Genomic DNA, 15,079 nt, shown 5'->3' with positions numbered 1-15,079 from the left:
CCGGGGCCTTGCGGCGGGCGGCGCGCCTGGCGCGAAAACCGGCTCCTTAACGACCCGCCGCTTCAGGATCAATCAGACGATGCAGGTGCACGATGAAGTAACGCATCAGGGCGTTGTCGACGCTGCCCTGCGCCTTGCCCTTCCACGCCGCGTAGGCGCTGGCGTAATCGGGATACATGCCGACGATGTCGAGATTGCTGAGATCCCGGAACTCGATGTGCTCCAGGTCGGTGAGCTCTCCGCCAAACACAAGGTGAAGGAGCTGTTTGGACGATCCGTTTGCCATGAAAGCCTCTGTAACTGACTGCTCAACCGCCGCGACGCCGCCCGCCTCCGAAGCACGCCCCGATCGGGCGCCCCGATCGGGCGCCCAAAGGGGCGCGATCCCGATCTGTGGAGCCGCAGGACGCCCCCCCGACCAGCCAGATCGCCCGGATCTGCTGCATGGCCATCCGGCGACGCGGACGTCGCTTCGCCGAAAAACACGTCAGATCGAAGGCAGAATCCGGTCCCCGGTCGTCGGGGCGTCTGCGCTGCCCGCGGCGTTTCCCCACCCCTGTTTATCGGCCGGAACGACGGCTGCGCCAGGCGGCGCGGTCAGGTCCAGCCGTTACGGCGCATGAAATCCTGCACGCCTTCCAGCACCTCGCCATGCAGCGGCGCGCCGGAGGATATGAGAGTCTCATGCTGCGGATCCCGCAAATTATACACTGGCCGGAAGCCGTCCAGCCCCGTCAGCAATCCTCCCGCCTCTTCTATGAGCAGATCGGCGGCGGCGATATCCCAGTCGCGCGCATGGGCCGAGACCAGCGCGATATCCAGATCATTGCTGGCCACCCGCGCCAGCCGCAGGGCCAGCGACGGCAGGCGCGGCATCTTTGTCAGGGCGCCGGTGTAATGCTCCAGCTTGTCGACCATCGGCCCTGGACCCGCGACGCGGGCGCCCCGCGCCTGCTCCCGGGGCGAGGCCAGAATCGGCGCGCCATTCATCTCGGCGCCGGCGCCGCGCACGGCGCTATAGTGCTCGCCCAGCGCCGGCGCATGGACCACGCCCGCCAGCGGCCGGCCCTTTTCCACCAGGGCGATCGCCACGGTCCAGTTGCTGTCGCCGGCGCAATAGGCGCGCGTGCCGTCAATCGGGTCGACAACCCAGCAGAGGTCGTGATCCAGCCTGGCCCGGTCGTCGCGGGTTTCCTCGGAAAGCCAGCCAGCGGAAGGCAACGCCGCCGTCAGCGTCTCCTTCAGAAAGGCGTCGACCGCTTCATCGGCGTCGGACACCGGCGAATTGCCGGTCTTGTAACGCACCCGGGCGCTGGTCTGCTGGCCGGGACGGAACGACGCCATGGCGATGTCGCCGCCGGCGATCGCCGCCTGGCGCATGATCTCGCGCAGCGCCAGGGCGTCGGCGCCGCTGCCGGCCGTGCCGGCGGAGGACGTTCGGGCTGGGGGAATGCGCGCAGAGATCGGACGGGCTCCCTGGCGCGTGCTCCAGCGGAGCGAACGCCGCTCCGCCACAGGAAAACGCGCCAAATCAACAGGATGGAACAAACGGCGGTTCAGTTCGACCGCATCCGGCTCCACGCCCGGCCGATCCTGCAGGACATCGCCAGCCCAGGGGACCGCCACGCGGGAAGAAAACGCGGAACGCCAGATACATACGCCTGCGCCGCCCGGCTCACAAGGCGTTTCCCGCGTCCGCCCCTCCTTTCAGAGCAGCGCCGTCAACGCATCGGCAAGCAGACCCGCGAGCAGAATCAGCCCCGCGTCGCGGTTGGAGCGGAACAACGCCAGCGACCGGACCGGCTCATCCCGGGAAATCCCGGACGTCTGCCAGGCCAGGTGACCGGCGAAACCGGCGAGGCCCAGCCAGCCGGCGAAGCCGGTCCCCACGCCCCATAACGCAAGCGCCAGCAGCGCCACCACGGCCGCGTAAAGCGCCCCGACCGCCGCCTGCACATGGGCGCCGAACAGCTGGGCGGAGGACTTGATGCCGGCGATCTCGTCGTCTTCCAGATCCTGGATGGCGTAGATGGTGTCATAGCCAATGGTCCACAGCACCGCCGCCGCGTACATCACCACGGGCGGCCAGGCCAGCGCGCCGAAGGCCGCCGCCCAGCCCACCAGCGCCCCCCACGAAAACGCCAGCCCCAGCACCAGCTGCGGCATATGGGTGATGCGCTTCATGAACGGGTAGACGGCCACGATCGCCAGGGAGCCGATGCCGAGCCAGATGGTGAAGCCGTTGAAGCACAGCAGAACCACGAGGCCGATCAGGCATTGCAACGCCATCGACGCCAGCGCCTGACGCACGGTGATCTGGCCGGAGGGCAGCGGCCGCATACGGGTGCGAGCCACCTTGCCGTCGAGATTGCGATCGGTGATGTCGTTCCAGGTGGAGCCGGCGCCGCGCATCGCCACCGCGCCGACAAAGAACAGCGCCATATGGGCCAGGTTTGGCCACGGACGATCCGCCGCGATCGCGGCCAGGGTCGCGGACCACCAGCAGGGCAGCAACAGCAGCCACCAGCCGATCGGCCGGTCGACCCGGGCCATTTTCAGGAAGGGGCGCATGGCCGCCGGCGCGCGCCGGTCCACCCAATTGCCGCGATCCGCGTCCGGCAACGTCAACGGGTCAACCGCGTCATTGTCGATCGCATCGTTCATCAGCCTGCCCCAGTGACCTTTGCCTTCCGGCGCCGTTGCGCGAACATCTGGCGCAGGCCCGGGGCCGCCCTGCGCGGCCAGCCTCGCTCACGGCCGGTGTGTTCCGGCCCTCCGCGCACGCCCTGGGCTGGAGAACGGCCGTCGCCGTCAGGCCCCTGATCTGCCCGAAGCCATGGGAGGCCCTGGGTGGGCCTCCCCGCCGCCGTCAGAGCGCGCCGGACGGGATGCTGCGCTGCCCAGTCAGGCCCGGACCGCCCAGCGGGCCGCCGCCACCGCCCTGGGCCGCCTGGGCGCGGGCGCGTTTTTCCATCTGCTGGATTTGCGCCGCCACCTTGCAGGCCTGGCCACGGATGCCGATTGCCTTTTCATGGTCGGATTTGAGGCCGGCCAGGAAATTGTCTGGAATCTGGCACCAGGCCTTGTTGGACTCCATCCACTTGACGGTTTCGGCGCCGTTGGAAACCAGCTTGCCGAAAGCGCCGCAGGCCGCGCGGGCGTCCATCTTCTTGCCGCCCTTGCTCAGCTTCTGGATGCCGTCCACAAGCGATTTGCGCTGCAACAGCAACGTCTGCATCTTCTCGCAGCCGGGAGGCGGCGTCTGCGCCAGCGCGGGCGCGGAAGCCAGAACGCCCAGGCTGACAAGCCCCGTTGCGATCGACACGGCGCGGATCGACCTGGCGCGAATCGACATGGCGAGTGACATACGCCGAACTGGCAAATTCATTAACATTCCCCGTTTTCTGTCCGCTGCGCCCGCCCGTCCAGCCCTGACGGGCTTTCCCGGACACTGGCTGCCGTCGCCTTGCGGAACGCCACGCCGCAGAACCAGGACCATGGCGCCTAACGTAATAACAGCCCGCCGTCACGCCCCACCCGGAAATCGAACGCGACAATATGACGGTGAATTATGTCCCCTGTTGGACCACGCTTCCATGAGCAGGCCCCTGCCGACACACCTAGCGCCAACCACAACTGTTTATCAATATGGTTTATGATGGGCGGACAGCCATTGGCGGCTTCACCGTCCCCATTGAGGATTGCCGAATTGCAGCAGAGCGATGCTCCCCCGCCCCGCCAGCGCGACCGGCGCGCGCCGCGCCTGTTCGTCAGCCAGTCCCTGGCGACCGGCGAGACGCCGGTCGAGACTGTCACGCTGGAAAAACAGCAATCCCACTACCTCAGCCATGTATTGCGGCTCGGGGTGGGCGCGCGGGTATTGCTGTTCAACGGCATGGACGGCGAGTGGAGCGCCCGCATTGTTGAAGCCGCGCGCGGCGCCGTCACCCTGGCCCCCGACGACCAGACCCGGCCGCAGGTTCTGGGCCCTGATCTGCACTATCTGTTCGCCCCGCTGAAACACGCCCGGCTGGATTACATGGTGCAAAAAGCCGTCGAGATGGGTGTCAGCCGCCTCGCGCCGGTTATCACCGAACGCACCGAGGCGCGCCGCGTCAACCTCGACCGCATGCACGCCAACGCCGTGGAAGCGGCGGAGCAGTGCGAATTGCTGTCGATCCCCGATATCGCGACCGAAGAGCGTCTCGCGCCGGCCCTGGAGCGGCTGGAGCCGGGCCGCACGCTGATTTTCTGCGATGAGGACGCGCCTTCCGCCAATCCGTTGACGGCGTTGTCCGGCCTGCCGCCTGGTCAGCCGCTGGCGGTGCTGATCGGCCCAGAAGGCGGCTTTTCCGATGCGGAGCGGGCCCTCATCGGCCGTCGTCCTCATGTGACGCGCATCTCGCTTGGCCCGCGCATCCTGCGGGCGGACACCGCCGCGGTCGCCGCTCTGGCCGTGATCCAGGCCACCCTGGGCGACTGGGGCGCGCGGTCCCCCTGAACGATTTTTCCGCCCCGCCGCCCCGCGCATGGCGGCGGCGCGACGGCGGAGATTGCCGCCGGCCCTTCCGCCGCTTATGAACATGGCGGGCAGATGGTCGCGCGTCCCCCGCGTTGCCTCCCCCGCCGCCGGGACAAGGTCCCACGGCGATCGGTCCGGGAGCCGGTTGCGTTGACACGGATGCGCCATGGCGCGCCGTCGACGGCGGAACTGTCTCTCATCGACGAGTCTGGCGGCGCGCCGGCACGGATCCAGCATCTGGCTCCATGCGGGCGCGACATGCTCCTGGCGATTTCCGGAAAGACACACATGGCGCGCGATGTTTCCGATTCCACGCCAATCGGTTCCCGTGACGAGCTGGTCGGCTGGCTGGAAAGCGGCTGCCGGCCGGCGAATGACTGGCGCCTGGGCACCGAGCACGAGAAGATTCCGTTCCACGTCGCCGATCACAGCCCGGTTCCGTATGACCATCCCGCAGGCATTCGCGCCCTGCTCGATGGTCTGGCCGCCCGCACCGGCTGGACGCCGATCATGGAGGGTGACCACCCCATCGGGCTGTACAGCGAGGATGGCGGCGCCATCTCGCTGGAGCCTGGCGGCCAGTTCGAACTTTCGGGCGCGCCGCTGGCCACGCTGCACGACACCGCCGCCGAGCTGGACGCGCACCTGGCCGACGCGAAGGCCGTGGCGGAGCCGCTGGGCGTCCGCTTCCTGACCCTGGGCATGAGCCCGCTGTGGAGCCGCGCCGAAACGCCGGTGATGCCCAAGCAGCGGTACGACATCATGCGGCGTTACATGCCGAAGGTCGGCTCGCTCGGCCTCGACATGATGCTCCGCACCTCCACGGTGCAGGTCAACCTCGATTTCGGCAGTGAAGCCGACATGGTGCGCAAGCTGCGCGTTTCCCTGGCCCTGCAGCCCGTCGCCACCGCTTTGTTCGCCAATTCACCGTTCACGGAGGGCAAGCCGAACGGCCTGCTGTCCATGCGCTCGCATATCTGGACCGATACGGACCGCGACCGCACCGGCATGCTGGCCTTTGCCTTCGAGGACGGCATGGGCTTCCAGCGCTACGTGGATTATGCGCTCGACGTGCCGATGTATTTCGTCAAGCGCGGCGAAACCTATATTGACGTCGCCGGCGCCTCGTTCCGGGATTTTCTTGACGGCAAATTGCCGGCCCTTCCGGGCGAAACCGCCTCGCTGGCCGACTGGGCCAACCATCTCTCCACCATCTTCCCCGAAGTGCGGCTGAAGCGCTTCCTGGAAATGCGCGGCGCCGACGTGGGTGACCGCGACATGATCGTCGCCCTGTCCGCCTTCTGGACCGGCCTGCTCTACGACAGCGCCGCCCTCGACGCCGCCTGGCGGCTGGTGAAGGGCTGGACGGCGGAGCAGCGCCAGCAATTGCGCGACGACGTTCCCGCCCGGGGTTTCGAGGCCCGCATTGATGGACGCAGCATGCGGGAGCTGGCCGCCGACGTGCTCGCCCTGTCGGAACAGGGGCTGGCCCGCCGCGCCCGCGTCAACGCCGCCGGCGCCGACGAGCGCATCTGGCTGGCGCCGCTCCAGACCATCGTGGCGGAAGGCCGCAGCAACGCCGCCCGGTTACTGGCGCGTTACCACGGGGAATGGCGCGAGTCCGTGCTGCCAACCTTTGAAGAATGCGTATTCTGAACAAAATGGCGCGGGCGCAATCCGCGCCTGCCCTGCGACTTTTGTAGAACGACTGTAACTTCCTGGGCCTGGGGCATTCCAGCCGCGACGGAATTGGCTCTACAATGGCCATCCGGCCAGTTCCGGCCGGCGCGCGCGACGGGGTTCAGGAGACACCATATGCACGACAAGCCGCAGGAAGGCCGTTTTCTCGAAAGTCTCGGGGTCATGGAAACCATCGAGAGCGACAATATTGTCCGCTGGGACGGCGTGCGGCTGTATATGGAATGCGACGTCTATCACAACGGCCAGCTCGTCCATTCCAAATACCGGCGCAATATCAGCAAGCCAGTGGCGCAGCACCTGCTGTCGCTGCTGCAGGACGTGATTCGCACGAACTGACATATTGTCAGGACAACCGCCCCGCCGCCCCATGAAGGGGGGGCCAGATAAGACGCCCGGGGGGCCGAAAAGCGGCGGGGCCTGAACACGACGCCCGTTTTGGGCCGCGCCCCGCCTCAGGGAAGCGCGTAGCCCGACTGGGCGCACATGCGTTTCACCACCTGCAGGGCCTCCGCGTCCGTCGCCACCAGGGCGAGTTCGCCGGAGCGGATTTCCTTGCGCGCGGTGCGCACCGCCGCCAGGAACGGCTGGAAGCCCAAATAATTGCCGCCCCCATCCCTGGCGTTCAGATAGCCGCAATAGCGCCCCTGCCCCTTTTCGAATGTCTGCATGTTCAGCGGCAGCCAACGCCACTGCACGCTGTCGGGATCATTCAGCCCCGGCGACAGGGATTTGGCCAGCGCCGCCTTTTCCGAGGGATACAGCTCACGGGTTGGCGTATCGGAAACGACGCTGTTGTCCACCCAGAAAATATCCGCGGCGTCCTGCATGAAGACCATGGCGGCGATGCCAGCGACAAAGACGCCCGTGGCGATGGTGAACAGCGTTTTCCGGGTCAGAAGCGACATCGAGGTTATATCCGCAACACATTGCCGCCGGTGCGGCGATCAAACAATACCAGGGGCAACGCCGCCAGGAACAAGGCCCGGCTCGCGTTCAGCAAACGCGCCCGGGCAAGCAGCCCGGACGCTGTACGTCGCCAGCGGGCGCCGGACGAGCGCCTGACCGGATCAGCGCCAACCCTGCCCTCGCCCCTTTGCCTGAACGAAATTCCCGCGCGAGGCGGCGCTCAACCCGGGCGCATGCGCCGGGCGCTCAGGCCGTGTAACGGGCGATCACCGCATCCCGGTCGGCGTCGGTGAAGCCGAGATGGCGCAGATAGCCTTCGACGGAGCCATATTCGTCGCTGACCGATGTCAGGGCGATGTCCAGATGGTGCGCCGCGACGCCAAGGAAGGCCTGCACCGCTTCCTCGGGAACCGGTCGGCCGAGCGCTTCGGAAAGGTTCTGCTGCACCTGCTCGCGGCGGGCCTCGGTCATCGTCAGTTCATTGGTCAGCAGGTAATCGGCGATGATATCGTCGCGATGCACGCCGAGAATGGAATGGATCAGCGCGACCAGAAGGCCGGTGCGGTCCTTGCCGGCCGTGCAATGCACCAGCACGCCGCCGTCGAGCCCCGGCAGCGCCCGCAGCGCCCGGCTGAACAGGTCCTGGTGGCGCTCCTCGTGCAGCGCCTTGCTGTAGTATCCCTGCAGATAGGCCTCGATGGAGGCTGGCGTCACGTCCGATTTACGGAGGAAGGCCAGATGCGGCGTTTCCGATTCGTCGCCAAGGTCGTTGTCGATAACCGAACCGCCCCAGTTGGACGGGCGGCGGGAGGGCTGGTTCTGACGCTCGGTCGGCCGGCGCAGATCGACCACCAGCGCCAGATCGAGCGCCGCCATGCGCTCCAGGTCCGCGTCGGTCGCCAGATTCTGGTGCGCCGCACGGAACAGCCGCCCGGCGACGACGCGGCCGCCAGCCCCCGTGGCGTAGCCGCCAAAATCACGAAAATTGACGATTGCGTCGTATGTTAGCACCCGGTTCCAGGCCATCGCCTGCTCGCCCTCAGCCATTGCTCTCTCTCGTTTCCTGCCTGTTCTGATAGGTTTTCCGGTGGAGTTCATACCATTTTGCGTGAAAAAAAATGCGTCAATTCAAAAGCTGAATGCAAAATTCCGCGCCGGAGGTCCGAGTTTGTCCGCCGCGCGCCGCCATCCCGGGGCCGCGTCTGGCGCCCCGGGATGTCGACGCCAGACGGGCTGACGCGCGCGGGCTCCGGCTTCGCGCCATGGCGCCAGGGAGTTCCCGGCGGCCCGCCCGCGCCGGCGGAGGCGGCGTCTCCGGCGAGGCGCGGCGGAGACGGATGGGGTGATCATCCCGGGCGCGCAGGGCTTGTTTGCGCCAGAACGCCTCCCATGTCCTGAACCGGTGTGGCCTTGCCGGGCGCCATACCCGTTTCGTCCCGCCATTCAACGGGCTGGAGCGCGCCTCAAAATGGGCTGGAGCGCCGCGGCGGCGCATCCGTACTGAACAGACAGGAGGCCGGGCATGAATGTTGCATTGATTGGGGCCAGCGGCGCGGTGGGCTCACGCATTCTCGCGGAGCTGTCGCGGCGCGGCCACGCCGTCACGGCCATCGCCCGCAATCCGGACAAGATTCCGGTCATGCCGGGCGTGACGCCCCGCCAGGCGGATGTATTTGATGAGATTGGTCTGGCGCAGGCCATCACCGGCCATGACGCGGTGATCAGTTCCGTCTGGTTCACCGCCAGTGATCCGGCGATCCTGATCGGCGCCGTGCGTCGCGCCGGGGTTGAACGCTATCTGGTGGTGGGCGGCGCCGGCAGCCTCGATGCGGCGCCGGGCCTGCGTCTGTATGACTCGCCCGAATTCCCCGCCGAATGGGTGACGGAAGCCAAAGCCGGCGGCGCCTTTCTCGCGCTCCTGCAGAAAACCCCGGATATTGACTGGACCTTCCTGTCGCCGTCGGCCCTGCTTGTCCCGGGCGAGCGCACCGGGCGCTTCCGCCTCGGCGGCGACAGCCTGCTGCGCGACGCCAGCGGCAAATCTTCCATCTCCATGGAAGATTACGCCGTCGCCATGGTCGATGAGCTTGAGCGGCCGGCCCACGCCAGGCGGCGCTTTACAGTGGGCTATTGACGTTCAGGGAAAAGGCCGCGCGGTGAAAACCGCGCGGCCCCAAGGTCGGCGTTGTGCGCCGCCGTCAGCTTTTCAGGCGCTTGTTGCACTCGCTGTAATAACCGCCGCCCTTCTGGATCCACTTGAGGCCGCCATTGCCATTCGTGGCCTTGTTGGCGTTGTACTGGTCCAGGCAGGTGTGCATGCGCTGTTTCGCGGGCTTTTCAGCCGAATACTTGGGCGAGATCGCGCGCGGAAACACGGCGGTTCCGGCGGCGGCGGGCTGGCCCGGCTGGGCCGGGGCCGCCGGCTGCCCCGCGCGCACCGGCGCTGTCTGGCCCGTCGCCGGCGCGGCCGCCGCCGCGGCGCCGTCGCCACACTGGGCCTTGCGGAAATCATTCCACTTCATCGCGCCGAGCGTCCCGGCGGCCTGGGCCGCCTTATACTTCGCGCTACATTCCTGCATGGTGAGGGCGCTCGCCGGAGCCCCCATCAGCAGGCTGGCGCCCAATGCGGCCAAACCGCCAAGCGCCAACGCGCGCAGCGGCGCGGAAGCGCGCGCATGCGCCGCCGATGCGGAAAATCTCGTGCGGGAGATATGATACGCCATCAGTCTGATCCCTGGTTAATGCGAACAGAACAGCAGCATTCCCCGCCCCAATCAACTGCCATTCAGCACACGTTGCCGATATCAGGCCAGATCGCGAAGATGTTGACGGACCGGCGAACTGAAAAAGTCAGTCGCCCTCCAGGCCCAGAGCAAAACCGGTGGTTCAGTCTCACCGGTTTTCCCTGCGCCGGATCGGGAAAACCTCAACAAAATCTCAACCGGACCACCCGCCCCCTGGACGCCATGCGCGCCAGAACGCGCCGACGCCAGAGAACAGACAATTGAAAGTATATATAAAAATTATTACACGAGTCAACAAGTATAAATTCTACTCCGGATCATCGAGACTGAACTGTTCTGTCTGCTCATCATAAGAAAACAGTTCGGCGTAACGTCCCCACGACACGGCGGTGTTCAACGTCTGGTCCGCATAGCTTTCAGACATGGCGTCCTCCAGCTCGGCGCGGAACCGGGCGGCGGGAACACGGTGGTCGGTCCGCTGCTCCAGTTCCTGGCGGATCATCCGCACCAGCGGCACGCGCTCGATCAGCTGGTGGGCGAACAGATCCTTGCGCGCATCGGTTTCCATGCCGGCGAAAGCAAGGCCCGCATCGGTGAGATGCAGGTCGCCGTCCTTCATGTCGGCGAAGCCGAGCAGTTGCAGCGCCTCGCCCAGCTGCACCATCTCATCCGCCTCCAGCTGGTGGTCGCGGGCCAGGTCGGGCAGGTCGGCGCGGCCGTTCCACGGCTCGCCGGCCACCGCCTCCATCATGCCGGCCATGATGTTGGTGGACACGGGCTGCAGCGCCAGCGGCGAGGCCCCGCCCTCACCCTCACCCTCGGGCTGGGCCTGCGCCCGCCGGGTCATGCGGGCGTAAACATCGTCCACCACCTTGCGGAAGCGCGGATCCTGGCGGTTGCGTGGATGCGGCAGGGTAATGCGCACCTGCGCCGCAACCCGGCCCGGATTGGACGAGAAGATCAGGATGCGGTCGCACAGCAACACCGCTTCCTCGATGTTGTGGGTGACGATCAGCACCGCGCCCACCGGCAGGCGGTCTTCCATCCACAGGTCGATGAGGTCGGTGCGCAGCGTCTCGGCGGTCAGCACGTCGAGGGCCGAGAATGGCTCGTCCATCAACAGCAGATCCGGGTGCATCACCAGGGCGCGGGCGAAACCGACGCGCTGGCGCATGCCGCCGGAGAGCTCGCGCGGATAGGCGTTCTCGAAGCCGTCAAGGCCGATGAGGTCGATGGCCTGCAAGGCCCGCCGGCGCCGCTCTGGCGTGTCGACGCCCAGCGCCTCCAGGCCCAGCTCGACGTTCTCCTGCACCGTCAGCCAGGGAAACAGGGCGAAACTCTGGAATACCATGGAGACGCCGCGCGGCGGGCCATCCACCGGCTGGCCATGGAACAGCACCTCCCCCGAAGTCGGTTGCAGCAGGCCGGCGGCGATGCGCAGCAGCGTCGACTTGCCGGAGCCCGAGCGGCCGAGCAGGCCAATGATCTCGCCCTGGCGCACCTCGAAATTTACGCCGTCGAGCACAGCCAGGGCTTCGCCGCTCGCCTTGGCGAAGTCTCGCTTGACGTGGCGCACTTCCAGCAGGGTTGGGCGACCGGTGCGCTCCTGTTGCGGCCAGGCTGTTTCGCGCGACATCCGCTTGCACTCCGCTTGCGCGCCGCAGCCAGGCGCGTCCACTTCAGGGTTTTCCCGCGACATTTTCCGGCGAAAGGACAACGGACGCCGGAGAAATGCGTCAAAGGGGTTTCACAGCCGGAACCGGCGCTCGATCCAGCGGCGCAATGGCAGCCACAGCACCCGGTTCAGCGCCAGCACGAACAACGACATGACGGTGACGCCGAGCACCACGCGCGGCAGATCCCCCGCCTCCGAAGCCTGGGCGATGTAGGAGCCAAGCCCGGCCGCGACCAGCTTCGTATCGCCCCACTGGGCGATTTCCGCCACGATGCTGGCGTTCCAGGCGCCGCCGGCGGCGGTGAGCGCGCCAGTCACATAATAAGGCAAAATCCCCGGCAGGATGAGCGTGCGCCAGCGCAGCGCCCCCTTCAGGCTCAGGCTGCGGCCGGCTTCACGCAGGTCGCCCGGAATGGCGCTCGCCCCGGCGATCACGTTGAACAGGATGTACCACTGGGCGCCGAGCGCCATCAGCGCCGTCAGCCAGATATTGGGATTGCCGTGAAAGACGATGATGCCCGCCACCACCACGGGAAACAGCAGATTGGCGGGAAACGCGGCGGCGAACTGCACGATGGGCTGCGCCCGCACCGCCACCCCCGGCCGCATGCCGATCCACACGCCGACCGGCGTCCAGAACAGGCTGGACAGAACCACAACCACCATCACCCGCAGGAAGGTGAAGAAGCCAAGCCGCACCGCCTCGATGAAGTCCGCCGGGGTCAGCGTGGCGCGAATGAAGGAGATGATCAGCCACGCCGCCCACAGTGAGCCGACCACCACCACGGCCAGCCACAGCAGGTCCAGCGCGCGAACGAGCAGTGGCGGCAGCCGGAACATGCGGCGCCGGCGCCGGCCCGGCCCGCCGTCCAGCCGCAATTGTCCAAGCTGGCGCAGCAGGGCGCCCACCGGCGCCACCGCCGCCCGCAACACCCGCGTGCGGCGAAAGGCGTCCAGCAGCCAGGCGTCGGGCGCTTCGGCTTCGGCGTCGCCGCCATCGCCGGTCATGCGGAACTTGTCGGCCCAGGCGGTCAGCGGCCGGAACAGAACCTGGTCGTAGATGAGAATGACGACAGTCATGGTGAGCGTGGCGTAGCCGACCGCCTGCAGATTGCCCTCGCTCACCGCCCTGGCCAGATAGGAGCCGACGCCGGGCAGGATGATGTTCTGGTCGCCGACCGTCAGCGCCTCGGAGGCGACGATGAAGAACCAGCCGCCGGACATGGACATCATCATGTTCCACACCAGCCCCGGCATGGAGAAGGGCACGGTGAGGCGCCAGAACTTCTGCCAGGCGGACAGTTGCAGGCTGGCCGCCGCCTCCTCCAGGTCACGCGGCGTATTGCGCGCCGACTGCAGGAAGCTCAGCGCCATGTTCCAGGCCTGGCTGGTGAAGATGGCGAAAATCGCCGCGAACTCCGCGCCAATGATCTTGCCAGGAAACAGCCCGAGGAAAAACGTGATGGTGAACGTGAGGAAGCCCAGCACCGGCACCGATTGCAGGATGTCGACCGCCGGCTCCAGCACCATCGAGAGCTTGCGGCTGCGGATGCACAGGGCGCCAAAAGCCATGGTGAAGGCCAGCGACGCCGCCATGGCGGCGAGCATGCGCAGCGTGGTGCGCAACGCATAATAGGGCAGATGCGCCGGGTCGGTGGTGACCGGCGGCGAGCGCAACGCCTCCAGCGGCGCGGCGACGTCGCGCGCGCCCATGGCGATGCTGACCATGATCGCGACCAGGAGGCCGAAAGCGACGATATCCCAAATATTTGGAAACCATCGACGCCCCAGGGAGGGTTGCGTGATCATCTGGCGGGAACCTGCGCAGCTTTTGGCAAAAACGACAAGCCCTGAGGGCGCATGTGACTGGGCGGCCGACTGGCGCACCATAGAGCAGGTCCGCCGGGTTTTTACCATATCAAACCCGTCTGTTACCGAACTATGACCAAGGAGTGACGCCAGACAAAATCCGGCGCTGGCCGGGCGCGCGCCTTGCCCGCGCCGCCCTGACGGGTCGTGGACCGCCCCCCCTGGCCGCATCACTTCTCCGGGCCCGCCCCATGGCCCGTTGACCTGGCCTATTGATTTGGCGGGGCAGAACCCCCATCCTCGCTTGCCTTCTGAGGGAGAGGCGGCTGAGCAAGCTTGCCTGTAGCTGGTGCTTGAACTTTTAATCGCTTTTCTGCTCATTGTGCTCAACGGCCTATTCGCGCTCTCCGAACTTGCAATTGTCTCCTCTCGCGCCTCCCGCCTGCGGGTGATGGCGGAGCGCGGCCAGCGCGGCGCCGCCGCGGCGCTGGCCCTGTCGGAGGAACCGGGCCGCTTCCTGCCCACGGTGCAGATCGGCATCACGCTCATTGGCATTCTGGCCGGCGCCGTGTCGGGCGCGGCGCTTGGCGGCCGGCTTTCCGAAGTCCTTTCCGGGTTTGGCTTCAGTCGCCAGATGTCCGACGCTCTGGGCTATGGCGGCGTCGTCGCGCTCATCACCTTCATGTCCGTGGTCATTGGCGAGCTGGTTCCCAAACAGTTCGCCCTGCGCCGCCCGGAGCCGATCGCCTGCGTCATGGCCCCGCCCATGGCGGCGCTGTCGAAGCTGGCGGCGCCCCTGGTGTGGTTCCTCAACGTCACCACCCGCGGCCTGATGTGGCTGCTCGGCGCCCGTGATGACGGCGGCAGCTCCATCACCGACGACGAAATTCGCACCATCGTCGCCGAGGCGCGCACGGCCGGCGTGATCGAACCGGCGGAGCACCGCATGATTGGCGGCGTGCTCCGCCTCGGCGACCGCTCGGTGCGCGGCCTGATGACGCCCCGCATGGAGGTGGACCTGATCAATGTCGATGACGATGACGCCGCCATCTACGCCCAGATCGCCGAGAGCCCGCATTCGCGCTTCCCGGTGATCGAGGGCGACACCGACAATGTTATCGGCGTTGTGGTCGCCCGCGACCTGTTGCGCGGCCTGCGCGCCGGTGACCCGCTCGATATCCGCAGCCATTTGCGGGCGGCCCCCGTGGCCCCCGATACGCTCAGCGCGCTCGACGTGCTTGAAGCCCTGCAGAAATCAGCCGTGCCCATGGCGCTGGTTTACGATGAGTATGGCCATTTCGAAGGCGTGGTGACCCCGGCCGACGCGCTCGAAGCCATCGTCGGCGCCTTCATTTCCGATGAGCCGGACGACGAGGACGCCGTGCAGCGCGAGGATGGCTCCTGGCTGCTGTCCGGCTCCATGTATGTGGACGAACTGGGCGACCTGCTCGGCCTCGATCTGCCCGAGGAGCGGGACTACGACACCGTCGCCGGTCTGGTGATCGACGCCATGCGCCGTCTGCCGCAGACCGGCGACATCGCCGAGGCCCTGGGCTGGCGCTTCGAGGTGATCGACATGGATGGGCGGCGCGTCGACAAGGTGCTGGCGAGCAGGCTCTGACCAGCGCGCGCCAGCGCCCGCGCGGCCCCAAGGCCCGCGCTCCCGTTTATGGCCGGCGCCCGCTGGCCCGATCACGCCGGCCGGAACTGATTCGCTCCCGG

The 15,079-nt window shown here is 67.1% G+C and carries 14 protein-coding genes; 5 read left to right on the top strand and 9 right to left on the bottom strand.

Annotation, left to right across the window (positions count from 1 at the left end; genetic code table 11):
• Positions 1-46 precede the first annotated feature (46 nt).
• The 4 genes from EV666_RS01845 to EV666_RS01830 all read right to left on the bottom strand — a co-directional run bounded on the left by EV666_RS01845 (position 47) and on the right by EV666_RS01830 (position 3,388).
• Positions 47-286 carry a DUF4170 domain-containing protein gene (locus EV666_RS01845; RefSeq protein WP_132002092.1) on the bottom strand — a complete coding sequence of 80 codons (240 nt, stop codon included), beginning with the start codon at positions 284-286 and terminating at the stop codon, positions 47-49.
• 311 nt (positions 287-597) lie between these two features.
• Positions 598-1,515, bottom strand: a complete 918-nt coding sequence (locus EV666_RS01840; RefSeq protein ID WP_245514147.1) for an inositol monophosphatase family protein — start codon at positions 1,513-1,515, stop codon at positions 598-600.
• Positions 1,516-1,707: 192 nt separating this feature from the next.
• Positions 1,708-2,664: a 4-hydroxybenzoate octaprenyltransferase gene (gene ubiA / locus EV666_RS01835; RefSeq protein ID WP_132002089.1), complete on the bottom strand. Its 957-nt coding sequence runs from the start codon at positions 2,662-2,664 to the stop codon at positions 1,708-1,710.
• Between the two features lie 205 nt (positions 2,665-2,869).
• On the bottom strand, positions 2,870-3,388 hold the full coding sequence (locus EV666_RS01830; protein WP_132002086.1) for a hypothetical protein: 519 nt from the start codon (positions 3,386-3,388) through the stop codon (positions 2,870-2,872).
• 321 nt (positions 3,389-3,709) lie between these two features.
• Between EV666_RS01830 and EV666_RS01825 the strand changes: the two genes are divergently transcribed.
• The 3 genes from EV666_RS01825 (at position 3,710) to EV666_RS01815 (ending at position 6,559) form a co-directional block, all read left to right on the top strand.
• Entirely contained in the window at positions 3,710-4,501 is a 792-nt protein-coding gene (locus EV666_RS01825; protein WP_245514146.1) for a 16S rRNA (uracil(1498)-N(3))-methyltransferase, read from the top strand.
• Between the two features lie 309 nt (positions 4,502-4,810).
• On the top strand, positions 4,811-6,178 hold the full coding sequence (locus EV666_RS01820; protein ID WP_132002083.1) for a glutamate--cysteine ligase: 1,368 nt from the start codon (positions 4,811-4,813) through the stop codon (positions 6,176-6,178).
• Positions 6,179-6,337: 159 nt separating this feature from the next.
• Positions 6,338-6,559 (top strand): hypothetical protein, encoded by a 222-nt coding sequence (locus EV666_RS01815; protein WP_132002080.1) that lies wholly within the window; start codon positions 6,338-6,340, stop codon positions 6,557-6,559.
• 116 nt (positions 6,560-6,675) lie between these two features.
• Here the strand turns inward: EV666_RS01815 and EV666_RS01810 are convergent, their stop codons facing one another.
• A complete protein-coding gene (locus tag EV666_RS01810) occupies positions 6,676-7,128 on the bottom strand; it encodes a hypothetical protein (protein WP_132002077.1) in 453 nt (150 codons plus the stop codon).
• Between the two features lie 247 nt (positions 7,129-7,375).
• Positions 7,376-8,176 carry a tyrosine-protein phosphatase gene (locus EV666_RS01805; RefSeq protein WP_207906307.1) on the bottom strand — a complete coding sequence of 267 codons (801 nt, stop codon included), beginning with the start codon at positions 8,174-8,176 and terminating at the stop codon, positions 7,376-7,378.
• A gap of 475 nt (positions 8,177-8,651) precedes the next feature.
• Between EV666_RS01805 and EV666_RS01800 the strand changes: the two genes are divergently transcribed.
• On the top strand, positions 8,652-9,263 hold the full coding sequence (locus EV666_RS01800; RefSeq protein WP_132002074.1) for an NAD(P)-dependent oxidoreductase: 612 nt from the start codon (positions 8,652-8,654) through the stop codon (positions 9,261-9,263).
• A 64-nt stretch (positions 9,264-9,327) separates the two neighbouring features.
• Here EV666_RS01800 and EV666_RS01795 read toward each other — a convergent pair whose 3' ends face one another.
• The 3 genes from EV666_RS01795 to EV666_RS01785 form a co-directional block, all read right to left on the bottom strand.
• Entirely contained in the window at positions 9,328-9,735 is a 408-nt protein-coding gene (locus EV666_RS01795; protein ID WP_245514180.1) for a hypothetical protein, read from the bottom strand.
• A 445-nt stretch (positions 9,736-10,180) separates the two neighbouring features.
• Positions 10,181-11,509: an ABC transporter ATP-binding protein gene (locus EV666_RS01790; RefSeq protein ID WP_132002071.1), complete on the bottom strand. Its 1,329-nt coding sequence runs from the start codon at positions 11,507-11,509 to the stop codon at positions 10,181-10,183.
• A gap of 111 nt (positions 11,510-11,620) precedes the next feature.
• Complete coding sequence (locus EV666_RS01785) at positions 11,621-13,357, bottom strand: ABC transporter permease (RefSeq protein WP_132002068.1); 1,737 nt, start codon at positions 13,355-13,357, stop codon at positions 11,621-11,623.
• Between the two features lie 349 nt (positions 13,358-13,706).
• Here EV666_RS01785 and EV666_RS01780 point away from each other — a divergent pair, with 349 nt between their 5' ends.
• A complete protein-coding gene (locus tag EV666_RS01780) occupies positions 13,707-14,978 on the top strand; it encodes a hemolysin family protein (protein WP_132002065.1) in 1,272 nt (423 codons plus the stop codon).
• Positions 14,979-15,079: the final 101 nt, after the last annotated feature.

The organism is Camelimonas lactis, from assembly GCF_004342915.1.
In the GTDB taxonomy this organism is placed as follows: Bacteria; Pseudomonadota; Alphaproteobacteria; order Rhizobiales; family Beijerinckiaceae; genus Camelimonas; species Camelimonas lactis.
The sequence above is the reverse complement of the archived record's forward strand: the minus strand, read 5'-3'. Positions and strand labels throughout refer to the sequence as shown.

Coding starts and splice junctions, on each gene's coding strand:
- EV666_RS01845 (WP_132002092.1), bottom strand. CDS start 286: ATGGCAAACGGATCGTCCAAACAGCTCCTTCACCTTGTGTTTGGCGGA.
- ubiA (WP_132002089.1), bottom strand. CDS start 2,664: ATGAACGATGCGATCGACAATGACGCGGTTGACCCGTTGACGTTGCCG.
- EV666_RS01830 (WP_132002086.1), bottom strand. CDS start 3,388: ATGAATTTGCCAGTTCGGCGTATGTCACTCGCCATGTCGATTCGCGCC.
- EV666_RS01820 (WP_132002083.1), top strand. CDS start 4,811: ATGGCGCGCGATGTTTCCGATTCCACGCCAATCGGTTCCCGTGACGAG.
- EV666_RS01815 (WP_132002080.1), top strand. CDS start 6,338: ATGCACGACAAGCCGCAGGAAGGCCGTTTTCTCGAAAGTCTCGGGGTC.
- EV666_RS01810 (WP_132002077.1), bottom strand. CDS start 7,128: ATGTCGCTTCTGACCCGGAAAACGCTGTTCACCATCGCCACGGGCGTC.
- EV666_RS01805 (WP_207906307.1), bottom strand. CDS start 8,176: ATGGCTGAGGGCGAGCAGGCGATGGCCTGGAACCGGGTGCTAACATAC.
- EV666_RS01800 (WP_132002074.1), top strand. CDS start 8,652: ATGAATGTTGCATTGATTGGGGCCAGCGGCGCGGTGGGCTCACGCATT.
- EV666_RS01795 (WP_245514180.1), bottom strand. CDS start 9,735: ATGGGGGCTCCGGCGAGCGCCCTCACCATGCAGGAATGTAGCGCGAAG.
- EV666_RS01790 (WP_132002071.1), bottom strand. CDS start 11,509: ATGTCGCGCGAAACAGCCTGGCCGCAACAGGAGCGCACCGGTCGCCCA.
- EV666_RS01785 (WP_132002068.1), bottom strand. CDS start 13,357: ATGATCACGCAACCCTCCCTGGGGCGTCGATGGTTTCCAAATATTTGG.